The following is a 23,085-nucleotide window of genomic DNA, read 5'->3' on the forward strand; positions in this document are numbered from 1 at the left end:
ACGCCTCTTGCGAGGCGCCGGGATGTCGAGTGGTGGGACGAACGTGTCCCGATCGTGACCTGGCTGAGGCAGACGTCCGATCAGTGGAAGCTGTCGCCGCAGGCGCAGGAGCCGCCGGCGTTCGGGTTGTCGATGGTGAAACCCTGCTGCTGGATCGTGTCGACGAAGTCGATCGTGGCGCCCGTCAGGTAGGGGGCGCTCATGCGGTCCGTCACGACCTTGACGCCGTACCACTCCTTGGTGACGTCGCCGTCGAGGTCGCGGTCGTCCAGCGCGAGCTGGTAGCGCAGGCCGGAGCAGCCGCCGGGGGCTACGGAGATGCGCAGGGCCAGGCCCTCCTCGCCCTCGCTGGCCGCGAGGTCGGAGACCTTCTTGGCCGCGACCTCGGTCAGGATGATGCCGTCGGCCAGGGCCTCGGTCTGGGTGTCAACGCTCATGAGATGGTTCCTCCGGGTGAGTCTTGGTACCGCTTCAACGCTGCGGCTGGGGCGGCGTATTCCGACGCGCTGCTGGGAACAGCTTAGGTCACGAGCCGGAACAGGCGAAGAGTCACCACGTCCAGCTGGACGCCACGCCCGCCGCGCGGCGGGTCAGCTCGGCCGAGCCGAGGTCGGCCCCGCCCCCCACCGCGTAGGCGACCTCGACCCCGAACGTGCGCAGTTCCCGACCGGAGATGTCGACCTTGCGGGCCACCACCACGACGGGGCGCATGGTGCGCTCCCCCAGCGCCGCCACCTCGGGCACGACGTGGCCGCCACGGGTGGCGAAGTCGACGTGGTCGGCGCCGGTGACCAGCACGTCGGCGACGGACGCCGTGCGCTCGAGCTGGGCGACCTCCGCGCACAGCGAGGGCCCCGAGGTGGCCCAGCCGCCGAGCGCAGCGAGGGCCAGCACGGCGCCGCCGGCCGCACCCAGGCCCGGGGCGTCGGGGACGCCGAGGGCCCCGGCCAGCGCGCCGAGCGCCGCGTCGGTGGAGAGCATGAGGGCCGGGTCGGTGCCGGCAGCGCGCCCGCGCCGCGAGGTCAGGCCGCGCAGGCCGAGCAGCATGTCCTGCAGCTCGGCGGGGTCGACGACGGCGACAAGCTCGGTGTCCCCCACCAGGGCACGGGCGGGGGCGAGGTCGACGGTGGTGATGCCCGTCAGGCCGCCGGCGCCGGCGTCCAGCGGCACATCGGCCGCGGCGCCCAGCGCGTGCAGGAGGCCGGCGCCGCCGTCGTGGGTGAGCAGGCCGGTGAGGTCGACGACGACGCGGCGGGGGCGTCCGGCCAGCGCCTCGGCCAGCGCGCGGCCCACTCCCAGCGACGTTGAGACCGGGTCGACGCCCGTGGGCTCCTCGTCCCCGTGGGTGTGGTCGTGGTGCCCGTGGTGGCCGGGGTCGGCGTCCGGGTCACGGACGACGACCGCGTCGTGGCCCAGCGCGTCCAGCGCCTCGGCGAGGTCGGGGCCGCCGGAGGCCAGCGGCACGACCGCAACCTGAGTGCCGGGCCGGGCCGCGACGAAGGCACGACCGAGCGCGGCCCCCGCGTCGGCTGACGCGAGGGCCCCGATCCGGTCGGTGCAGACGACCACACGCACTAGGGCATCAACCCTTCGAAGCTGGAGTCCTCGCCGATCCAGTCCTGCACCTGCTCCACGGACGCCTCGGCGTCGGGGAGGATGACGTCGGAGTCGAGGAGGAGGTCGTCGTCCAGCAGCGTGCCCTGGGTGCGGACCTCGTCCAGCAGGCGCTCCAGCGCCCGCTTCAGCCAGTCGGCGTCGCCCGCCTGGGCGGCTGCCTCGACGTCGTCGTCCAGCGCGTTGAGCAGATCGAGCTCGGCGTCGTCGAGCCGGTACTGACCCTCACCGAGGATGCGGACGATCATGGGGCTTCACTCCCCCTGGCCGGCCGGCCTGCCCTCGGCCGGGGCGTCGGTGACCTCGGTCACGTCGGCGTCCACCGGCTCGCCGGGGGCTGCGGACAGCTGCGGGGTCGCCTGCGGCGCTGCGCCGGAGGTGATGGCCCCCATGGACGCCTTGAGCGATGCCAGCTCGTTCTCGACCTGGGAGGAGGACGCGAGCGTGTCGAGCTCGCGGGTGATGTCGTCCTTGAAGGAGCCCGACGGGTCCTCCAGGGCGCCGGAGGCGAGCAGCTCGTCGATGGCGCCGGCGCGGGCCTGCATCTGGGCCGTCTTGTCCTCAGCGCGCTGGATCGCGAGGCCGACGTCGCCCATTTCCTCCGAGATGCCGGTGAAGGCCTCGTTGATGCGGGTCTGGGCCTCGGCGGCGGAGTAGGTGGCCTTGATGGTCTCCTTGCGGGTGCGGAACGCGTCGACCTTGGCCTGCAGGCGGGTGCTGGCGCGGACGAGCTTTTCCTCCTCGCCCTGCAGGGTCGCGTGCTGCGTCATCAGGTCGTCCAGCTGCGACTGCAGGCCCGACTTGCGGGTCAGGGCCTCGCGGGCCAGGTCCTCGCGGTTGACCTCGAGCGCGCGCTGCGCCGACAGGGTGAGCTTCTTCATCTCGGCGTCCATCTGGTTCGCCTGGAGCTCCACGCGCTTGCGGCTGGTGGCCACGTCGGCGACGCCGCGGCGGACCTTCTGCAGCAGCTCGAGCTGGCGCTGGTAGGAGTAGTCGAGGGTCTCGCGCGGATCCTCGAGCTTGTCCATGGCCTTGTCGGCCTTCGCGTTGAGGACAAGCTTGAGGCGTTCGAACAAACCGGCCATGGTGGTCGTGGGTCCTTCCGTGGGAACGGGGGTTGCCCCGCCAGCCTAGCCGCGCCTCCCGAGCGGCGGGAGGGCGTCGCCGGGGGTGGTCCCCCGGAGCCGACCCTGACTCTGCAATAGAATGGTCGGCGACCCATCTCGACCCAGCCGAATCCGAGGAACCGTGGCCCTGTTCAAGAAGTCCGCCGAGCCAGAGCCGACGCCGCAGCTCACGCCGACGCACACGCCCGGGGGCAAGAAGTCGGCGCCGACGCCGACCCGCCGCGAGGCCGAGGCCGCCCGCCGCGAGCGACTGAACCCCACGCTGTCGCCCAAGGAGGCCAAGCAGCGCGACCGGCAGGCCCAGATGGCCGCCCGTGACCGCCAGTTCGCCGAACAGGAGAACACGCCGGCCCGCGTCCTCATGCGCGACCACGTTGACGCGCGCTTCAACCCGGCCGAGTTCGCGATGCCGATCCTGCTGGCGATCATGGCCGCCACGCTGATCCCGGCGCTGCTCCCCTACATCCAGTACCTCCTGTACGCCTCGTGGGCCTACATCGCGCTGATGGTGCTCGACGTGGTCCTGATGTGGCGCAGCTACAAGGCGAAGCTCGCCGCCACGCACCCGAACACGCCGCTGCGTGGCCTGCTGATGTACGGCTTCAACCGGCAGATGACGTTCCGCCGCTGGCGGCGTCCCAGCCCGCGCGTCAAGCGCGGCGAGGTCGTCTGATGTTCCGCTGGCGCACCGAACCGGTGCTGGACGCCGACACCGCGGCCGACGCGGGGCTGGGCCAGGAGTTCCCGACCCAGGCGGACGCCGAGGCCTGGCTGACCGCCTCGTTCGAGGACCTGCTGGACGCCGGCGCCGCCAGCGTCACACTGTTGGAGGGAGATCGGGTCGTGTACGGCCCGATGAGCCTGTCCGCCTGACCTCGGCCACCCCGAGCCCGACGCCGAACGCGGCGACGAGGACGCCCGCGCCCACCATCACTGGCGTGGAGAACTCCAGTGCCTCCAGGCGGTCCTCGTAGGTCTGCATCTTGGTGCCTGCAGCGTTGCTGCACGTGTCACCGGGCGCCATCGGTACGCCGCGGCAGGTGATGGACGGGTTGAGCAGGTTCGCGATCGCCCACAGCGCCACGGCGAGGCCGATCACGGCCACCGCGAGGTGGCCCAGGAATCGGCGGCTCAAGACTCGCGCACCTGTGTCTCGACGAACGGGGGCTTCACGACATCGAAGGTCTCCGTGCTCTTCCGCACGACGACGCCGACCTCGGTGCCGGGCTTGTACTCGTCGTCGAGCAGCGCCAGGCCGATACCGATGCCGAGCGTCGGCGAGAACGTGCCGGACGTGACGGTGCCCACCACGGAGCCCTCGCCGTCCACGCAGTCCATCCCGGGGCGCGGGATCGCTCGACCCGTCGACCGGATGCCGCGGATCCGGCGGGCCGGGCCCTCGGCGCGCTGGGCACGCAGGGCGTCCGCGCCCCAGAACTCGTCCTTGTCCCAGCCGACCGCCCAGGCGGCCAGCGCCATCACGGGGGTGATGTCGAGGCTCAGCTCATGGCCGTGCAGGGCGTAGCCCATCTCGGTGCGCAGGGTGTCGCGGGCGCCCAGCCCGCAGGCGGTGATGCCGTACTCCTCGCCGGCTGACATGACGGCGTCCCAGACGGCCGGGGCGTCCTCGACGCGGCAGACCAGTTCATACCCGCGCTCGCCGGTGTAGCCGGTGCGGCAGATCGTGAGCGCGCGGCCGTCCACGCTGCCCTCGCGGAACTGCATGTAGTCGAAGTCGGCCTCCGCGCCGAGCTTGGCGAGCACCTCGTCCGACTTCGGGCCCTGGACGGCGAGCACCGCGTGGTCGCCGTGCTGGTTGGTGACCGTGATGCCATCGGGCGCCGCGGCGGTCAGGAGCGCGACGACCTCGGTGTTGTTGGCCGCGTTGGGGATCAGGAACACGTCGTCGTCGGAGCGCAGGTACTGGATGAGGTCGTCCACCACGCCTCCGGCCTCGTTGCAGCACATCGTGTACTGCGCCTGGCCGGGGCCGATCTTGGCCAGGTCGTTGGTGAAGCAGCGGTTGACGAAGTCCTTCGCGCCCGGACCGGTGACCTGCGCCTTGCCCAGGTGGCTGACGTCGAACAGACCCACGCCGTCGCGCACGGCCTTGTGCTCGGCGACGATGGAGGAGTACTGGAGCGGCATCGACCAGCCGCCGAACTCGGCGAACTTCGCGCCGAGGGCGACGTGGCGGTCGTGCAGTGGAGAAGTCAACAACTCAGCCATGTCGGAGAACCTACCGCAGGTGGGTAGGGTGAGTTCCCGGACTCAGCCCACGAAGCCGACGAAGGAGAACGAACCCGTGCCGACCTCCGCGCTCCCCTCGCTCACCGCCGCATCCAGCCTCCCCAGGAACGCCGACCTGCTGGTCGTGGGCCTGGCGGACACCTCCGACGGCCCCGTGCTGGTCGGCGTGCCCGACGATGTCGAGAAGGCCTGGGCCAAGCGCCACGGCACGTCCCTGCTCGCCTCGGCCCAGTCGATGGGTGCGGCGGCGAAGCCGGGCACCACCGTCGTGCTGCCCAGCACACCGGGCGTCGTCGTCACCGGGCTGGGCGGCGTGGACGTGACGCCCGAGCAGGTCCGCCGCGCGGCCGGCAACGCGGTGCGGGCCGCTGCCAAGGTGGCCGGCGACCGGACCTTGTCGGTGGCCCTCAGCCTCGAGACCCTTGAGCCCGAGGTGCTGCGTGGCGCTGCCGAGGGCGCGCTGCTGGGCGCCTACGGCTACGCCAAGGAGACCCGCGAGGCCACCAAGCGGCCGATCGGCTCGCTGACCGTGCTGTCGGCGGCCAAGGACGCCGGCGCGCAGGTCGCCGAGGCCGCCACCGTCGCGACCGCCGTGGCCCGGGCCCGCGACTGGGTCAACACCCCGCCGAATGCCCTCTACCCCGAGAGCTTCGCCGAGGCCGCGCGCGCGCTGGCCAGGGACGCCCGCCTCGACGTCGAGGTGCTCGATGAGAAGGCGCTGGCCCGCGGCGGCTACGGCGGCATCCTCGGCGTCGGTGGCGGCTCGCAGCGCCCGCCGCGCCTGGTCCGCATCTCCTACGCGCCCCGCGGCGCCACCACGCACCTGGCGCTGGTCGGCAAGGGCATCACGTTCGACACCGGCGGCCTGAACCTCAAGCCCGCCGACGGCATGATCACCATGAAGTGCGACATGGCCGGCGCCGCCGCCGTGATCGCCGCCGTCCGCGCCATCGCCGACCTGAAGCTGAAGGTCAAGGTCACCGCGTACGCCGCCATGGCGGAGAACATGCCCTCGGGCACGGCCTACCGGCCCAGCGACGTCCTGACCATGTACGGCGGCAAGACCGTCGAGAACGCCAACAGCGACGCCGAGGGACGCCTCGTCATGGCCGACGCCATCGTGCGGGCCGGCGAGGACGATCCTGACCTGATCGTCGACATCGCCACGCTGACCGGCGCCTGCCTCGTCGCCCTCGGCGAGCGCGTCGCCGGCCTGATGGCGTCCGACGACGAGACCGCCGACGACCTGCTGGATGCCGCCGAGGCGTCCGGCGAGGCGTTCTGGCAGCTGCCGATCCCGGACGAGGTCCGCGCGAACCTCAGCTCGGAGGTGGCCGACCTGGCCTCCTCCGGCAAGACGCGCTACGGCGGCGCGCTCACCGCGGCGGCGTTCCTGCAGGCGTTCGTCGCCGACGGCGTCCGCTGGGCGCACCTGGACATCGCGGGGCCCGCCTGGAACGGAGGCGCGCCCTACGACTACGTGCCCAAGGGCGGCACCGGTGCGGGCGTCCGCACGCTGGTGTCGCTGGCGCGCTCGCTGGCGCAGCGTTCTGGCACCTGAGCGTCCGCGTCCGCACACCGAGGATGTGGATTGGACCGACGGAGGGCTAATGTGGAGTCCGTTACGGCCGGTCATCGAAGAAGGAGCCTGTGAGCATGCCGACGAATGTCCCCCTTCCCGCACTGGGTGAAAGCGTCACGGAAGGCACGATCTCCCGCTGGCTCAAGGCGGTCGGTGACACCGTCGAGGCCGACGAAGCGCTCGTGGAGGTCTCGACCGACAAGGTCGACACCGAGATCCCCTCCCCCGTGGCCGGCACCGTCCTGGAGATCAAGTTCGAGGAGGACGACGTCGCCGAGGTCGGCGCCATCCTCGCCGTGATCGGCGAGCCGGGTGAGGCCGCCGGTGGCGGCGACGCCCCCGCCGCGCCCACGGAAGAGAAGCAGGAGGTGGCCGAGACCGCCGCCGAGCAGCAGGCCGCCCCGGCCGACCCGAGCGCAGGCGAGCAGCCCGCCTCGACCGGCTCCGCCCCCGGTGGCGCGCCGTCCGGCGCCGCCTCGGGCACGGAGGTGACCCTGCCCGCGCTGGGCGAGTCCGTCACCGAGGGCACCATCAGCCGCTGGCTCAAGGAGGTCGGCGACACCGTCGAGGCCGACGAGGCGCTCGTCGAGGTCTCCACCGACAAGGTCGACACCGAGATCCCCTCCCCCGTGGCCGGCACCCTGCTCGAGATCCGCGTGAACGAGGACGAGACCGCCGAGGTCGGCGCCGTCCTGGCCATCGTGGGTGACGCCAACGCCGCGGCCGCGGACGAGGCCCCCGCCGCCCCCGCCGAGGAGGCCAAGCAGCCCGAGGACGAGGCGAAGCAGGAGCAGGCGCAGCTGGACGACACCGCTGCGTCGGTGCCCGCCGAGGGCGCCGCCTCCCAGGCCGAGGAGGAGAACTCCGAGAAGGCCGCCCCGCAGGCCCAGCAGGAGGCCCCCGCGGCCGCCCCGCGTCGTGCCGCCGAGGCCCCCGACACCGGCTACGTCACGCCGCTGGTGCGCAAGCTCGCCGGCCAGCACGGGGTCGACCTGAACACGGTCAGGGGCACCGGCGTCGGTCGTCGCATCCGCAAGCAGGACGTCCTGGCCGCCGCCGAGGCCGCCAAGGCCCCGAAGCAGGAGGCCCCCGCGGCCGCACCCGCCGCACCCGCCGCGCCCGCGGCGTCCGCCGCCGCACCCGCCCCGAAGGCCGACCCGGCCGCCGAGGCCAAGCGCGGCACGACCGAGAAGATGTCGCGCCTGCGCAAGATCATCGCCTCGCGCATGGTCGAGTCGCTGCAGGTCTCCGCGCAGCTCACGGCCACGGTCGAGGTCGACCTGACCAACATCAGCAAGATCCGCGCCAAGGTCAAGGACGCCTTCAAGGCCCGCGAGGGTGCCTCGCTGTCCTACCTGCCGTTCATCGCGAAGGCGGCGATCGAGGGCCTCAAGCAGTTCCCGAAGCTGAATGCGCAGATCGACAGCGAGGCCGGTGAGATCCACTACCGCGATGCTGAGCACGTCGGCATCGCCGTGGATACCGAGCGCGGCCTTCTGGTTCCTGTGGTCAAGGACGCCGGCGACCTCAACGTCACCGGCCTGGCCAAGAAGATCGCCGACATCGCTGCCCGCACCCGCACCAACAAGGTGGGCCCGGACGAGCTGTCCGGCGGCACGTTCACCATCACGAACTACGGCTCGGCCGGCACCCTGTTCGACACGCCGATCGTGAACCAGCCGGAGGTGGCCATTCTGGGCACCGGCGCACTGGTGAAGCGCCCGGTCGTGCTGAACGACCCGGAGCTGGGCGAGGTCATCGCGATCCGCGACATGATGTACCTGTCGCTGTCCTACGACCACCGCCTCGTCGACGGTGCGGACGCCGCCCGCTTCCTGTCGTTCGTCAAGGCCCGCCTCGAGGAGGGTGACTTCGGCGCCGAGTTCGGCGCCTGAGCCACCCAGCACGACCAATCGGCTGCCCGTCCCCGGTCCCGGGGGCGGGCATGTCGGCGTCCGGGTGCCGTGTCCGGGGTAGGGTCGCGTGCGTGCAGTTTCCCTCCCACCGCGACGGATTCACGTTCGACTACCTCGGATACGACGGGGCCGACCTGGCCCCGAGCGACTACCAGGAGACCTGGGACCTCCAGCGCGCCGTGCACGGCCGCGTCGTGGCCCAGGAGATCGGCCCGCAGGTGCTGTACGTGCAGCACCCGCCCGTCTACACGGCCGGACGCCGCACGCTGGAGTCCGAGCGCCCCTTCGACGGGACGCCCGTCGTGGACGTCGACCGCGGGGGCAAGATCACCTACCACGGCCCCGGCCAACTCGTCGGGTACCCCATCGTCACGCTGACGCGGGCGATCGGGCCTCTGGAATACGTCCGGCGCCTTGAGCAGGCGGTGATCGAGGTGCTGGAGCCCCTCGGCGTGCACGGCACCAGGGTGGACGGGCGCACCGGCGTCTGGCTGCCCGCCGACGCTGGACGCCCCGAGCGCAAGATCTGCGCCATCGGCATCCGCGTGGCCCGGATGACCACGATGCACGGGTTCGCCCTCAACGTGACCTCGGCGTCGTGCGGGCCGTTCGGCAACATCGTCCCCTGCGGGATCGACGACGCGGGCGTGACCAGCATCGAGGACGAGATGGGCGGCCCGCCCCCCTCCCTCATCGACATCGCCACCCAGCTGGAGCCGCTGCTCGCCCAGCACCTGGGCTTCGCCCTGACCCCGCGGCCCTAACCGCCCTAGAGTGGTCCCATGACCGTTCGCATCGGTGTGTTGACGTCGGGTGGGGACGCCCAGGGCATGAACGCCGCGGTCCGGGCCGTGGTCCGCACCGCCCTGGCCGCGGACGCCGAGGTCTACGGCATCCTCGAGGGCTGGCAGGGCGCCGTGGACGGCGGCGACTACATCCGCCCCCTGGGCTGGGACGACGTCAGCGGCATCACCGCCCTCGGCGGCACGGTGATCGGCACCGCCCGCTGCGCCGCGTTCCGCACCGCGGAGGGGCGCCGCACGGCCGTGGCCCACCTGATCGAGAAGGGCATCGACCGGCTGATCGTCATCGGCGGCGACGGCTCGTTGACCGGTACGGACGCCCTGCGCGCCGAGTGGCCCGACCACGTGGCCGCCCTGCTGGCTTCCGGTGCCATCACGCCCGAGCAGGCCGAGCGGCACCACAGCCTCGTCATCGCCGGACTGGTCGGCTCCATCGACAACGACATGGTCGGCACCGACATGACGATCGGCACCGACTCGGCGCTGCACCGCATCGTGGAGGCCATCGACGCCATTGCGAGTACCGCGGCATCCCACCAGCGCAGCTTCGTCGTTGAGGTCATGGGGCGCCACTGCGGCTACCTGGCCCTCATGGCCGCCATCGCGGGCGGCGCCGACTACGTGTTCATCCCCGAGCAGCCTCCCTCCGCCGACTGGCACGCCCACATGGCCTCTGTCCTGCGCAGGGCCCGCAACGCCGGGCGTCGCACCTCGATCGTCGTCGTGGCCGAGGGCGCAGCGGACGCCGACGGCAACCCGATCACCGCCGAGCACGTGCGCGCGGTGCTGTCCGACGAGATGGGCGAGGACGCCCGGGTCACGATCCTCGGCCACGTCCAGCGCGGCGGGACGCCGAGCGCCTACGACCGCTGGATGGCGTCCATGATCGGCCACGCGGCCGTCGAGCAGGTGCTCGGCGACGCCAGCGAGGCCCAAGTGGTCGGAGTGCGCGCCAACCGCCCGCACGCGCAGCCGTTGGTGGAGGCCGTGGCCGCCACCCGGAACATCGCCACCTTGATCGCCGAGAAGCGCTTCGACGAGGCCATGGCGGCGCGCGGGCACTCGTTCGTGCAGATGCACGCCGCCTTCCGGCGCCTGTCGGAGGCCCGGACCGCCGTCGAGACGCCCGACCCCGACAAGCGGGTCGCCATCATGCACGTGGGCGGGCTCGCCCCCGGCATGAACGCCGCAGCCAAGGCCCTGGTGCGCCTGGGCGTCGACCACGGCTTCACGATGCTGGGCGTCCAGGGCGGCTTCCCGGGCCTGATCGCCGGCGACGTCCGCGAGCTGCGCTGGGGCGACGTCGAGGGCTGGACGTCGACGGGCGGGGCCAACCTGGGCACGCGCCGCTGGATCCCCGGCGAGGAGGAGCTCTACGGCCTGGCCCGCTCCGTGGAGACCCTCGGCATCGACGGCATCGTCATCGTCGGCGGCTTCAACGCCTACCGCGCGCTCACGCTGCTGCAGGAGGAGAAGAAGCGCTACCCGTCGCTCAACATCCCGACCGTGGTGCTGCCGGCCTCCATCGACAACAACCTGCCCGGCCTGCAGATGGCGATCGGCGCCGACACCGCACTCAACGTGGCGGTGCAGGCGGTCGACCGGATCAAGCTGTCCGCCAGCGCGGCCAAGCGCGCATTCGTCGTGGAGACGATGGGGCGCCACTGCGGCTTCCTCGCCCTCGCCACCGGCGTGGCCGGCGGCGCCGAGCGCGTCTACCTCAACGAGGACGGCCTGAGTATCGGCGCCCTCGCGGCCGACATCGACGCCATGGTTGCAGCGTTCAGCGGGGGCCAGAGCTTCTGGCTCGCGATCCGCAACGAGGAGGCGTCCGCCTTCTACACCACTGACCTGCTCACCCGGATGTTCGAGGCCGAGGGTCACGGGCTGTACAGCGTGCGCGGCGTGGTGCTCGGCCACGTGCAGCAGGGCGGGACGCCCTCGCCATTCGACCGCATCAACGGCGTCCGGCTGGCGGCGGCCGTGACCGATTGGATGAACGAGAAGCTCGCCACCGGCGAGGGAATCCAGGCCTTCGCCACCCCGGACGGCATCCGGCCGGTCAAGGAACTGGACGACCTCGTCGACTGGGAGGTCCGGCGTCCGCTGGAGCAGTGGTGGCTGGTGCTCAAGCCCGTGCTGGCGGCGCTCGGACACCGTCCCGGCAGCGACGTGGCCAACACCTAGGATGGCCGGGTGACCGACACCCAGCCGCGACGGCTCCTGCGCATCGAGGCGCGCAACGCCGAGACGCCGATCGAACGCAAGCCCTCGTGGATCAAGACGAAGGCCGTCATGGGCCCGGAGTACCGGGACATGCAGAACCGCGTGAAGGACGGCGGCCTGCACACCGTGTGCCAGGAGGCCGGGTGCCCCAACATCTTCGAGTGCTGGGAGGACCGGGAGGCCACCTTCCTCATCGGCGGCGACCAGTGCACGCGCCGCTGCGACTTCTGCCAGATCGCGACGGGGCGCCCCTCCGGGTACGACCGCGACGAGCCGAGGCGGGTGGCCGAGTCGGTGCGCGAGATGGGCCTGCGCTACGCGACGGTGACCGGTGTCGCCCGCGACGACCTGCCCGACGGCGCCTCGTGGCTGTACGCCGAGACCTGCCGACAGATCCGCGAGCTGAACCCGGGCTGCGGCGTGGAGCTGCTCGTGGACGACTTCAAGGGCGAGCGCCAGGCGTTGGAGGCGGTGTTCGAGGCGGCGCCGGACGTCTTCGCGCACAACGTCGAGACCGTGCCGCGCATCTTCAAGCGCATCCGGCCGGCGTTCGACTACGACCGGTCCCTCGGCGTCCTGCGGCAGGCCCGCGACGCCGGGCTGGTGACCAAGTCGAACCTGATCCTCGGCATGGGCGAGACCCGCGAGGAGATCAGTCAGGCGCTGGTCGACCTGCGCTCGGCCGGCACCGAGTTGGTGACCATCACCCAGTACCTGCGCCCCTCGGCCAAGCACCACCCGATCGACCGCTGGGTCACGCCCGAGGAGTTCGGTGAGCTGGAGATCGAGGCGAAGGCCCTAGGATATGCAGGAGTGCTTTCGGGGCCGCTCGTCCGCTCGTCGTACCGCGCGGGGCGGCTCTACCGGCAGGCCATCGAGGCCCGCAAGAAGGCCCCGCAGAACCAGGACGTGGAGTGAAGCATGGCTAGCGAGAAGGCGAAGGAACTCGCCGCGAAGCAGAAGGCCGCCATCAAGGCCGAGAAGCTGCGCAAGAAGAACAGCGACGATCCCCGCGACTGGGGGCAGGTCCGACAGCTCCGGGAGGCCTACAAGCGGACGGCGGAGATCGACCCCGCGGTCACGTGGTGGATGCTCGGCGTCGGCGTCGGCATTGTCGCGGTCATCGCGATCATCGGCCTGCTCGCCAACATCGCCTGGTGGGCGTGGCTGCCTTTGGCGGTCGTGTCCGGCCTGCTCGGCGCGATGATCGTCCTCACCCGCCGCGTCAAGGGCGCGATGGTGAAGCGCTACGAGGGTCAGCCCGGCTCGGCCGAGGTCGCCCTCCAGCTGCTGAACAAGAAGAAGTACACCTACGACATGGGCATCACAGCCACCCGTCAGCTCGACCTCGTGCACCGCGTCGTCGGCCCCGGCGGCGTCGTGCTGATCGGCGAGGGCACCGTCGGCCGCGTGAAGCCGCTGCTGTCGGGCGAGGCCCGCAAGCACGAGCAGATCGCCTACGGCACGCCCGTCACCCAGCTGTTCCTCGGCAACGGTGACGGCCAGGTGAAGCTCGGCGACCTCGAGAAGCGCATCACCAAGATGCCGACCGTGCTGCAGCCCCACCAGGCCGCCGAGGTGCGCCGCCGTCTCGCCGCGCTGGACGCGGTGCGCCCCAAGGCCCCGATGCCCAAGGGCCCGATGCCCACGCCGAAGGGCATCAACCGCGCCATGCGGGGCCGCTGACCTCGTAACGCCGAAACTCCGTCGCAACGCCGATCCGATCCGCGTTGCGAGGGAGTTTCCGCGTTGGGAGCCTCGCCCTCAGCCCTCGAGGGCCTCCGACAGATCGAGCCAGCGCAGCTCGAGCTCCTCGACCTCGGACTCCAGCTCGCCGATGGCCGCCATCTTCGTGGCCAGGCCCGTGTAGTCGGTGTGGTCGTGCTCGGCCAGCGCCATCTTCGACGCGTTCACCTGGTCGGTCAGCTTGGCGATGCGCCGCTCGACCGACGCCAGCTCCTTCTGGGCGGCGCGCAGTTCGGCCCCCGCCAGGCCGGACGCCGGGGGCGCGGCCTTGACCGGGCCGGACGCCGGCTGCTTCCCGGACGTCGAGCCGACGCCGGACGCCCGCAGGCGCAGGTACTCGTCGACGCCGCCGGGCAGGTGGCGCAGGTGGGCGTCCATCACCGCGTACTGCTGGTCGGTGACACGCTCCAGGAAGTACCGGTCGTGCGAGACCACGATCAGGGTGCCAGGCCAGGAGTCGAGCAGGTCCTCCAGGGCCGCGAGCATGTCCGTGTCGAGGTCGTTGGTGGGCTCGTCCAGGATCAGCACGTTCGGCTGGGCCAGCAGGATGAGCAGCAACTGCAGGCGCCTCTGCTGCCCGCCGGACAGGTCGCGGATCGGCGTGCTCAGCTGCGCGCTCGAGAAGCCCAGCCGCTCCAGCAGCATGCTCGGCGTCATCTCCTGCGCCTTGGATCCGGCGCCGAACGTGTAGCTGGTGCGGAGGCGTCCGACCATCACCCGGACGGGTTCGTCGAGGTGCTCCTCCAGCCCACCCATCTGTTGGCTCAGCGTGGCGACCTGGACGGTCTTGCCGCGCTTCACGCGCCCCGACGTCGGGGCCAGGGAGCCGTCGATGAGCTTGAGCAGGGTCGACTTGCCGGCCCCGTTCACGCCCAGGATGCCGGTGCGCTCGCCCGGCGCGAGGCGCCACTCGACGCCGCGCAGCACCTCGTTGTCGCCGTAGGAGACGCAGGCGTCGTGCAGGTCGATGACGTCCTTGCCGAGGCGGGCGACGGCCAGCGACTGCAGGCCGACGGTGTCGCGCAGCGGCGGCACGTCGGCGATGAGCGCGTTGGCGGCGTCGATACGGAACTTCGGCTTGGACGTACGCGCGGGCGCGCCGCGGCGGAGCCACGCGAGCTCCTTGCGGGCCAGATTCTGGCGGCGCTGCTCGATGGCCGCGGCCTGCCGGTCGCGCTCGACGCGCTGGAGGATGTAGGCGGCGTACCCGCCCTCGAAGGGCTCGACGATGCGGTCGTGCACCTCCCAGGTCGCGGTGCACACCTCGTCGAGGAACCACCGGTCGTGGGTGACGACCATGAGCCCACCGGCGTTGGGGGCCCAGCGCTGCTTCAGGTGGCCCGCGAGCCACGTGATCCCCTCGACGTCGAGGTGGTTGGTGGGCTCGTCCAGGGCGAGGACGTCCCACTCCCCCGCCAGCAGCGCAGCCAGTGACACGCGGCGGCGCTGGCCGCCCGAGAGGTCAACGACGACGCCGTCCCACGGGACGTCGGCGAGCAGTCCCGCGATCACGTCGCGCACCTTCGGGTCGCCGGCCCACTCGTGCTCGGGCGCGTCGCCCACGACGGCGCGCGCGACAGTCAGGGTGGGGTCGAGCGTGTCCGCCTGGTCGAGGACGCCGATGCGCAGCCCACGGCGCGTGGTGACCTTGCCTGCGATCGGCTCGAGGCGTCCGGCCAGCATGGCCATCAGCGACGACTTGCCGTCGCCGTTGCGTCCCACGATGCCGATGCGGTCGCCCTCGTTGACCCCGAGCGTGACGGAGTCGAAGACGACCTTGGTGGGGAATTCGAGGTGGAGGCCTTCGGCCCCGAGAAGGTGTGCCATGTCGCGGCCAGACTAGTGGGTTGCAACGTCCGCGGCCCGAACATGGTTCAAGCCCGACACCACCGCTTTGTGGTGCCAGGCTTGGGTTGTCGTTTCGCTCGCCCGGAGTGGGAAGCGGGGGGATCGAATCCCCGGATTGGGTCAGAGCTGGTGCGCCTGAGCCATCTCCTCGGAGACGTTGTTCCAGATCTGCACGATGTCGTTGAGCTTCATGATCTTCTTCCTTTCTCTTTCTTTCTCTTTTTCGCCCTCCCTCGAGGACACTCCCAACTTATAGTCATCGAGACTAAAACTCAAGCCGGACGCCCGCCTGCGCGTGCAACCATCGGCAACAGCCCCCGCCGAGGGCTTGGGTTGGGACCGCCGAGGGCTTGGGTTGGGACCGCCGAGGGCTTGGGTCCAGCGCACTCTGGTGCGTTGAACCCAAGCCCTCGGCGGGTTGGAGGCAAGCCCTCGGCGGATTGGAGGCAAGCCCTCGGCGAAAGGTCAGCTGGGCTTCGGGGCTCCCGGGCGGGCGTAGCGCCACCAGGTGATCGCGACGCACATGACGGCCCAGGCGACGCCGATCCAGTAGAACGGCACCGCACCGAGCGTGGTGAGGCCGATGCCGAACAGGAACGGGCCGAAGGCGGCGATGGCGGCCGTCCAGCCGATGACGCCGCCAGCTTGGCGGCGCTCGAAGATCATCGGCATCTGCTTGAAGGTGGACGCGTTGCCGATGCCCGAGAACAGGAAGATCAGCAGCATCCCCCACAGGAACTGGTTGAAGCCGCCCTGCAGCGCCGCGGCCGACGAGGTGTCGGGCGTGAGACCGCCGATGGTCCACCAGATGGAGCCGATGAGCCCGATGCCCGAGATGAGCGTCCAGATGGCGCCGCCCATCTTGTCGGTCAGCGGGCTGAACAGGACCCGTGCGCCGGCGCCGACCAGCGGACCGAGGAACACGTACGCGGCCGGGTCGGGTATCGCATAGCCCTCGACGAGCACGCGGGCGGTGGCGCCGGCGCCCTCGACGATGGCGGCGTTGCCGGAGCCGTACAGGTTGTTCATGAGCAGGCCGAACTGGGCCGAGAGGCCGGAGAACGTGCCGAAGGTCATGATGTAGAGGATCGTCATCCACCAGGTGTCCTGGTTGGAGAAGATGTCGAACTGCTGCTTGATGTTGGCCTTGATGGGCACCGATCTGAGATACGTCCACGCCAGGTAGGCACCGATGAGGATGAACGGCAGCCATACAAACGAGGCGGCCTGGTACCAGACGGTCTGGGCGGCCTTGCCGGGGATCTTCATCTCCTGGCTGATGCCCATCCACCAGAACATGCCGAAGCCGATGATCCACGGCGTGAGCAGCTGCACCAGCGAGACACCGAAGTTGCCGATGCCGGCCTGCAGGCCCAGCGCGGTGCCCTGCATGCGCTTGGGGAAGAAGTAGGACGTCGAGGGCATGAAGCCCGAGAACGCGCCGCCGCCGATGCCAGCGAGGAAGGCCAGTACAAGCAGTTCCCAGTAGGGCGCCGTGCCCGGCAGCATGGTGCGCACGCCCCAGCCGAGCACCGGGAAGAACAGCAGCAGCGTGGTCAGCGCCACCATCTTGCGGGTGCCCATGATCGGGGGCAGCACCATCCAGACCAGGCGCAGGAGGCCGGCCGACAGGCCAGGGGTCGCCGCGAGCCAGTACAACTGCTCCTTGGTGAAGTCGTACCCGATCGCGTTCAGCTTCGGGATGATCGCGCTGGGGAGGAACCAGGCGACGAAGCACATCGTCAGGCAGAACGTGGTGATCCACAGGGTGCGCCAGGCCAGGGACTTGTCCCACGTGGCCTCGTTCTCCGGATCCCAGTTCGTCAACCACTCGCTACCCGACCGGACCGGTTCGGTTGCACTGCTCATGCGTGGATCTCCTCTCGGGTGCCGGACGCCCGGGCGTCGGCCATGGTGGCGGGCACCTCGACATCATCGCCGAGATGCGGGGACTGCGTGTGCAACATGCGGTGGATCGTGAGGTGCATCCACAGCAGGGAGACGGCCGTGACGGCGAACAGGATCGCGAACGTGGAGTTGGCCATGCCCGTGAAGGCTTTGGAGTAGGCGAACATCGGCGGCAGGAAGAAGCCGCCCAGGCCGCCGAGCATGCCGACCAGACCGCCGACCGAGCCGACGTTCTCGGGGAAGTACGTCGGGATGTGCTTGTAGACGGCGGCCTTGCCGATGCCCATCGCGCAGCCGATCACGAAGACCAGCGCCACGAAGAGCCACAGGTTGATCGCGTAGTGCATGACCTCGCTGCGGCCGCCGTCGGGCTGGTAGAGCACGATGTGCCCGTTGGGCATCATCAGGACGCCGGAGGCTGCGAGCATGACGAAGAAGGTGCCGTACATGGCCTTGCGGGCGCCCCAGCGGTCGCTGAACCAGCCACCGACCGGCCGCAGCAGGGAGGCCGGGAAGATGAAGGTCGCCGTGAGCAGGCCAGCGGTCGTGAGGTCGACCCCGAAGTTGTCGACGTAGTAGGCCGGCAGGGTCGCCGACAGCGCGACGTAGGCGCCGAACACGACGACGTAGTACAGCGAGAACCGCCAGACCCGGATGTCCTTGAGGGGCTCCAGCATCGCCGCGACGCTCTTGGTCGCGCCGGGCATCCGGTCGGCGTGCGGGGTGACGAAGAACAGGGTGACGGCGATGGCCAGCAGCAGCACGCCGTAGATGACCGGGATGAGTCGCCAGCCGCCCACGACACCGAGGCCGTACGTGGCCCCCGCGGTGGCCGCGATGATCGCAGGGCCGATGAACTTGGTCACCGAGGCACCCACGTTGCCGGCGCCGAACAGGCCCAGGGCGAAGCCCTTGCGGCGGTCGGTGAACCACGCGTTGTTCCACGCGACACCGACGCTGAAGCTGTTGCCGACGAAGCCGACCAGGAAGGCCAGCACGAGCAGCATGGGGTAGCTGTTGGCGAACGAGACCGCGAACGACGCCACCGCCCCGGACACCAGCAGGAACAGCATGACCTTCTTGCCACCGATGCGGTCGGCCAGCATGCCGGCCGGCAGGCGCCACATCGAGCCGTTGAGGACGGCCACCGCGCTGATCCAGCTGAGCTCGACGTCGGTCAGCCCGAACTCCGCCTGGATGGGCTTGCCGAGGATGCCGAACATCAACCAGACGGCGAACATCATCGTGAAGGCGATGGTGGACATCGCGAGGACGCGACCGGAACCGGGCGCTTCGTGGCGCTGCGGACCCTCGGGCATGGGGGCTCCTCCGATAGTTGGACTTGGATCCTTTAAATGAAGTCACCGCGATCAAACCACAGGCGATCCGACGCCGTCAACTACTTCCCGTAGTTGCGCAAAACGCCTAGTCAGTGACCATTTGAACGCGAATTCACCCAAGATTGTACGCGACACTCTCCGTGTGGCTACACTCGGGACCACCTTCCTCCAAATTATCCGCAAGCCGCCAACCCGAGGGACGAAGATGACCGAGGTGCCGGTCCAGCCGCTGGACGCGCTGGGCTCCCCCGTGCGCCGGACCATCCTCGACACGCTGGCCAACCTCCCCGCCCTCGCGTCGGCGGACGCCCCCAACCGCAGCACCGGGCTCACCGCGGCCGAGCTGGCCGAGCGGCTCAATCTCCACGTCACCACCGTCCGGCACCACCTCGACCGCCTCGTGCACGCCGACCTCGTGCAGACGCACAGCGAGCGCACCGGCGTCGGACGCCCGCGCCACCGCTTCACCGCCCACCCGGGGCACCTCACCGAGGTCAAAGCGCCCAGCGCCTACAAGCTGCTGGCCAAGGTGCTCGCCGACGCCCTGAGTTCGGACGCGCCCAGCGCGTCCGAGGCGGGTCGCCGCTGGGCCCTGCGGAACGCCCACCAGCTCATCGGCGAGCACGCCTCCACCGACCCCGCCCGCACACCCGGGCGCTGGCTGTCGAAGATCGGCACCCTGGTCGACCTGCTCGACACATGGGGCTACGAGCCGACCGTCACGACGACCGACTCCGGGCGCACCGCCGACCTGTGCCTCCACCGCTGCCCGCTGCGCGAACTCGCCGCCGACCAGCCGTCGGTCGCCTGCGGCGTCCACCGGGGCGTCATCGAGGGCACCCTCGAGGCGCTCGGCGAGTCCGGCGCCACCGTCCGCCTCGCCCCCTTCGTCCGACCCGACCTCTGCGTCGCCAGCCTGACCACCGCGAACTCCTTCTCCGACCGAAGCCCTAGCGAAAGGCCCACCCGATGACCGCCACGCAGCCCCGGCCCGCCCAGCCCGCAGGCCTCGACGGCCCCCTGGCCGACGCCCTGATCGGCGCCGGACGCTTCTTCAGCAAGGCCCCCGTCACCGCCGACAACCGCGCTGTGTTCAAGGAGGGTGGGCGCGGTGACTGGTTTTACCGAGACCGCTGGGCCTACGACAAGGTCGTCCGCTCGACGCATGGCGTGAACTGCACCGGGTCGTGCTCGTGGAAGGTGTACGTCAAGGACGGCATCATCACTTGGGAGGCCCAGCAGACCGACTACCCGTCGGCCGGCCCGGACAAGCCCGAGTACGAACCCCGCGGCTGCCCGCGCGGCGCTGCGTTCTCCTGGTACACCTACTCTCCCACCCGCGTCCGGTACCCCTACCTGCGCGGCGTGCTGCTGGAGATGTTCCGCGAGGCCAAGCGCGAGCACGGCGACCCGGTCGTGGCGTGGGCGTCCATCGTGCAGGACCCGGTCAAGGCCAAGCGCTACAAGAGCGCCCGGGGCAAGGGCGGGCTGGTGCGGGCCAGCTGGGACGAGGCGGTCGAACTGATCGCCGCCGCGCAGGTCTACACGATCAAGCGCTGGGGCCCGGACCGCATCGCGGGCTTCTCCCCCATCCCCGCCATGTCGATGGTCTCCCACGCCTCGGGCGCCCGGTACACCAGCCTCATCGGCGGCTCGATGCTGAGCTTCTACGACTGGTACGCGGACCTGCCGGTCGCCAGCCCGCAGGTGTTCGGCGACCAGACCGACGTCCCCGAGTCCGGCGACTGGTGGGACGCGGGCTACCTGATCATGTGGGGCTCGAACGTCCCGCTGACCCGCACCCCGGACGCCCATTGGATGACCGAGGCCCGCTACCGCGGCCAGAAGGTCGTGGTGATGGCGCCCGACTACGCCGAGAACGTCAAATTCGCCGACGAGTGGCTGCCGGTCGCCCCCGGCACCGACGCCGCGCTCGGCATGGCGATGGGCCACGTGGTGCTCAAGGAGTTCTTCGTCGACCGACAGGTTCCCTACTTCGAGAACTACACCCGCGCGTACACCGACCTGCCGTTCCTGGTGACGCTCGACGCCGTGGCCACCGGACCCGACGGGGCCGTGGTCTTCCGCCCGGGCAAGAACCTCGTCGCCGGCGACTTCGAGAACGACGAGTCCGGCAGCGAGAACGCGATGTTCAAGCCGGCGCTGTGGGACGCGGCGACCGGCGCGCCGGCGATCCCCAACGGCACCTTGGGCCACCGCTTCGGTGATGAGGGCCAGGGCAAGTGGAACCTCGATCTCGGCGACCTCCGCCCCGAGCTCACCCTGCTCGGGGAGGAGGCCGTCGAGGTCGAGCTCCCCCTGTTCGACTCCCCCGACGGCAGGCCCACCACCGTGCGCCGCGGCGTCCCGGTGCGCCGGGTCGGCGACCGGCTGGTCACCACGGTGTTCGACCTCATGCTGGCCCAGTACGGTGTCGCGCGTCCCGGCCTGCCCGGCCAGTGGCCGGCCGGGTACGACGACGAGACGGGGGCCTACACCCCTGCCTGGCAGGAGATGATCACCAACGTGCCGGCCGCGCAGGTCGAGCGCGTCGCCCGCGAGTTCGCGCAGAACGCCGAGGACACCCAGGGCCGCTCGATGATCCTGATGGGTGCGGGCACCAACCACTGGTACCACTCCGACCTGATCTACCGCACGATGCTCATGCTCACGACCATCACCGGTTGCCAGGGCCGCAACGGTGGCGGCTGGGCGCACTACGTCGGCCAGGAGAAGGCACGCCCGATCACCGGGTGGGCCCAGATGGCCTTCGGGCTGGACTGGAGCCGTCCGCCGCGCCAGATGATCCAGACCGGTTACTGGTACATCAACACCGACCAGTGGCGCTACGACACGTTCACCGCGGACGAGCTGGGTGCGGGCGAGGCCGGCAACGGGCTGTTCAAGGGCAAGGTCACCGCGGACCTCTACGCGCAGTCGGCGCGGTCGGGTTGGATGCCGTCCTACCCGACGTTCGACCGGAACCCGCTCGAGCTGGGTGACGCGGTCAGGGCGTCCGGCCGGGAGGTCGGCCCCTACGTGGTCGATGCGCTGAAGTCGGGCGAGCTGAAGTTCGCCGTCGAGGACCCGGATGCCGAGGAGAACTGGCCGCGCGTCCTGATGTTGTGGCGCGCCAACCTGTTCGGCAACTCGGCCAAGGGAGACGAATACTTCCTCAAGCACCTGCTCGGCACCGATCACGCGGTCAGCGCAGAGGAGAGCCCCGAGCACCTCCGCCCGAAGGACATCCTGTGGCGGGAGGAGGCGCCCCAGGGCAAGCTCGACCTGGTCCTGACGCTGGACTTCCGCATGACGAGTTCGACGCTGATGTCGGATGTCATCCTGCCGGCGGCGACCTGGTACGAGAAGCACGACATCAACACCACCGACATGCACCCGTTCGTGCACCCGTTCACCCCGGCGATCAACCCGCCGTGGCAGGCGAAGACCGACTGGGACAGCTTCGGACTGATCGCGGACAAGTTCTCCGAACTGGCCCGGACGCATCTGGGCACGCGCACCGACGTGGTGGCCGTCCCGCTGCTGCACGACTCGCCGGACGCGATGGCGACCCCGCACGGCATCGTGGCCGACTGGAAGACGGGCGAGGTCGAACCGATCCCCGGCGTGACGATGCCCAAGCTGGTGCTGGTCGAGCGCGACTACACCCTGGTCGGCGAGAAGTACGGCGCCATCGGCCCGCTGCTGGACAAGCTCGGTACCACCACCAAGGCCGTGACGGTCGACGTGAACTCGGCGATCACCTACCTCAAGGGCAAGAACGGCGTCCGGACGGGCGACGGGGTGGCCGCAGGGCGTCCGAAGCTGGACCACGGCATCCACGTGGCCGAGTCGATCATGGCGCTCGCCGGCACCACCAACGGCCACCTGGCCGTGCAGGGCTTCAAGACCCTGGAGAAGCGCACTGGCACACTGCTCCACGACCTGGCCGCCGAGCACGAGGGCAAGATCATCACGTTCAGTGAGATCGTCGGACAGCCGACGCCGGTGATCACGTCGCCGGAGTGGTCGGGCAGCGAGTCCGGCGGACGCCGCTACTCCCCGTTCACCATCAACGTGGAGCGGCTGAAGCCCTGGCACACCCTGACGGGACGCCAGCACTTCTACCTCGACCACGACTGGATGGCCGCCCTGGGCGAGATGCTGCCCATCTACCGCGGCCCGCTCAACATGACCCAACTCTTCGGCGAGACGCCGCTGGGTGAGCAGAACGAGCTGGGCGTGTCCGTCCGCTACCTGACCCCGCACTTCAAGTGGGCGATCCACAGCCAGTACCAGGACAACTGGTTCATGCAGAACCTGTCCCGCGGTGGGCAGCAGGTGTGGATGAGCGTGCAGGACGCCGAGAAGGTGGGCATCGACGACAACGACTGGATCGAACTGGTCAACCGCAACGGCGTCGTCGCCGCCCGCGCGATCGTGTCGCACCGCATGCCCGAGGGCACGGTGTACATGTACCACTCCCAGGACCGCCTCATCGATGTGCCCCTCACCGAGACCAACGGGCGCCGCGGCGGCATCCACAACTCGATGACCCGCATCCTGATCAAGCCGAGCCACATCATCGGCGGCTACGCCCAGCTGGCGTTCGCCTTCAATTACCTCGGCCCCACCGGCAACAACCGCGACGAGGTGACGATGCTGCGCAAGCGCACCGCCCCCCTCGAGTACTGACCCATCCCACGAGCCAAGGAGACGAAGAAC

At 70.4% G+C, this 23,085-nt stretch carries 19 protein-coding genes; 10 read left to right on the forward strand and 9 right to left on the reverse strand.

Features of this window, described 5'->3' with window-relative positions:
- Window positions 1-80 precede the first annotated feature (80 nt).
- The 4 genes from ET989_RS03175 to ET989_RS03190 all read right to left on the reverse strand — a co-directional run bounded on the left by ET989_RS03175 (window position 81) and on the right by ET989_RS03190 (window position 2,699).
- Entirely contained in the window at window positions 81-437 is a 357-nt protein-coding gene (locus ET989_RS03175; RefSeq protein ID WP_131167112.1) for a HesB/IscA family protein, read from the reverse strand.
- A 112-nt stretch (window positions 438-549) separates the two neighbouring features.
- Complete coding sequence (locus tag ET989_RS03180; protein WP_165490002.1) at window positions 550-1,575, reverse strand: glycerate kinase; 1,026 nt, start codon at window positions 1,573-1,575, stop codon at window positions 550-552.
- Entirely contained in the window at window positions 1,575-1,862 is a 288-nt protein-coding gene (gene pspAA / locus ET989_RS03185; RefSeq protein WP_131167114.1) for a PspA-associated protein PspAA, read from the reverse strand. Before pspAA ends, ET989_RS03180 begins: the two co-directional genes overlap by 1 nt.
- A gap of 6 nt (window positions 1,863-1,868) precedes the next feature.
- Entirely contained in the window at window positions 1,869-2,699 is an 831-nt protein-coding gene (locus ET989_RS03190; protein WP_131167115.1) for a PspA/IM30 family protein, read from the reverse strand.
- Window positions 2,700-2,862: 163 nt separating this feature from the next.
- On the opposite strand from ET989_RS03190, the gene ET989_RS03195 reads away from it, so the two are divergent.
- Together ET989_RS03195 and ET989_RS03200 are read left to right on the forward strand one after the other, a co-directional pair.
- Window positions 2,863-3,414 (forward strand): DUF3043 domain-containing protein, encoded by a 552-nt coding sequence (locus ET989_RS03195; protein WP_165490003.1) that lies wholly within the window; start codon window positions 2,863-2,865, stop codon window positions 3,412-3,414.
- Entirely contained in the window at window positions 3,414-3,614 is a 201-nt protein-coding gene (locus tag ET989_RS03200) for a hypothetical protein (protein WP_131167117.1), read from the forward strand. Before ET989_RS03195 ends, ET989_RS03200 begins: the two co-directional genes overlap by 1 nt.
- On the opposite strand, the gene ET989_RS03205 is transcribed toward ET989_RS03200, so the two are convergent.
- Both ET989_RS03205 and gcvT read right to left on the reverse strand, forming a co-directional pair.
- Window positions 3,559-3,876, reverse strand: a complete 318-nt coding sequence (locus ET989_RS03205) for a hypothetical protein (RefSeq protein WP_131167118.1) — start codon at window positions 3,874-3,876, stop codon at window positions 3,559-3,561. The genes ET989_RS03200 and ET989_RS03205 overlap by 56 nt on opposite strands.
- The gene (gcvT, locus tag ET989_RS03210) at window positions 3,873-4,970 is read right to left on the reverse strand and encodes a glycine cleavage system aminomethyltransferase GcvT (protein ID WP_131167119.1); all 1,098 of its coding nucleotides are present in this window, start codon (window positions 4,968-4,970) and stop codon (window positions 3,873-3,875) included. Before gcvT ends, ET989_RS03205 begins: the two co-directional genes overlap by 4 nt.
- Here gcvT and ET989_RS03215 point away from each other — a divergent pair.
- From ET989_RS03215 to ET989_RS03240, 6 genes are all read left to right on the forward strand, one after another.
- Window positions 4,969-6,552: a leucyl aminopeptidase gene (locus tag ET989_RS03215; protein ID WP_131167120.1), complete on the forward strand. Its 1,584-nt coding sequence runs from the start codon at window positions 4,969-4,971 to the stop codon at window positions 6,550-6,552. The genes gcvT and ET989_RS03215 overlap by 2 nt on opposite strands.
- Window positions 6,553-6,647: 95 nt before the next feature.
- Window positions 6,648-8,468 (forward strand): 2-oxoglutarate dehydrogenase, E2 component, dihydrolipoamide succinyltransferase, encoded by a 1,821-nt coding sequence (gene sucB / locus ET989_RS03220; RefSeq protein WP_131167121.1) that lies wholly within the window; start codon window positions 6,648-6,650, stop codon window positions 8,466-8,468.
- A 92-nt stretch (window positions 8,469-8,560) separates the two neighbouring features.
- Window positions 8,561-9,253 (forward strand): lipoyl(octanoyl) transferase LipB, encoded by a 693-nt coding sequence (lipB, locus tag ET989_RS03225; RefSeq protein ID WP_241656183.1) that lies wholly within the window; start codon window positions 8,561-8,563, stop codon window positions 9,251-9,253.
- A gap of 18 nt (window positions 9,254-9,271) precedes the next feature.
- The gene (locus tag ET989_RS03230; protein WP_131167123.1) at window positions 9,272-11,479 is read left to right on the forward strand and encodes a 6-phosphofructokinase; all 2,208 of its coding nucleotides are present in this window, start codon (window positions 9,272-9,274) and stop codon (window positions 11,477-11,479) included.
- 9 nt (window positions 11,480-11,488) lie between these two features.
- Window positions 11,489-12,436, forward strand: coding sequence for a lipoyl synthase (gene lipA / locus ET989_RS03235; RefSeq protein WP_131167124.1), 948 nt, complete (start codon window positions 11,489-11,491; stop codon window positions 12,434-12,436).
- Window positions 12,437-12,439: 3 nt separating this feature from the next.
- Window positions 12,440-13,204, forward strand: coding sequence for a DUF4191 domain-containing protein (locus ET989_RS03240; protein WP_131167125.1), 765 nt, complete (start codon window positions 12,440-12,442; stop codon window positions 13,202-13,204).
- A gap of 78 nt (window positions 13,205-13,282) precedes the next feature.
- Here ET989_RS03240 and ET989_RS03245 read toward each other — a convergent pair whose 3' ends face one another.
- The 3 genes from ET989_RS03245 to ET989_RS03255 all read right to left on the reverse strand — a co-directional run bounded on the left by ET989_RS03245 (window position 13,283) and on the right by ET989_RS03255 (window position 18,339).
- Window positions 13,283-15,091: an ABC-F family ATP-binding cassette domain-containing protein gene (locus tag ET989_RS03245; RefSeq protein ID WP_131167126.1), complete on the reverse strand. Its 1,809-nt coding sequence runs from the start codon at window positions 15,089-15,091 to the stop codon at window positions 13,283-13,285.
- A gap of 486 nt (window positions 15,092-15,577) precedes the next feature.
- A complete protein-coding gene (locus ET989_RS03250; protein WP_131167127.1) occupies window positions 15,578-16,981 on the reverse strand; it encodes an MFS transporter in 1,404 nt (467 codons plus the stop codon).
- Window positions 16,978-18,339, reverse strand: coding sequence for an MFS transporter (locus ET989_RS03255; protein WP_131167128.1), 1,362 nt, complete (start codon window positions 18,337-18,339; stop codon window positions 16,978-16,980). Before ET989_RS03255 ends, ET989_RS03250 begins: the two co-directional genes overlap by 4 nt.
- 226 nt (window positions 18,340-18,565) lie before the next feature.
- On the opposite strand from ET989_RS03255, the gene ET989_RS03260 reads away from it, so the two are divergent.
- Both ET989_RS03260 and ET989_RS03265 read left to right on the forward strand, forming a co-directional pair.
- A complete protein-coding gene (locus ET989_RS03260; protein ID WP_131167129.1) occupies window positions 18,566-19,333 on the forward strand; it encodes a helix-turn-helix transcriptional regulator in 768 nt (255 codons plus the stop codon).
- A complete protein-coding gene (locus tag ET989_RS03265) occupies window positions 19,330-23,055 on the forward strand; it encodes a nitrate reductase subunit alpha (protein WP_131167130.1) in 3,726 nt (1,241 codons plus the stop codon). Before ET989_RS03260 ends, ET989_RS03265 begins: the two co-directional genes overlap by 4 nt.
- Window positions 23,056-23,085 lie beyond the last annotated feature (30 nt).

The organism is Propioniciclava sinopodophylli, from assembly GCF_004324755.1.
GTDB lineage: Bacteria > Actinomycetota > Actinomycetes > Propionibacteriales > Propionibacteriaceae > Propioniciclava > Propioniciclava sinopodophylli.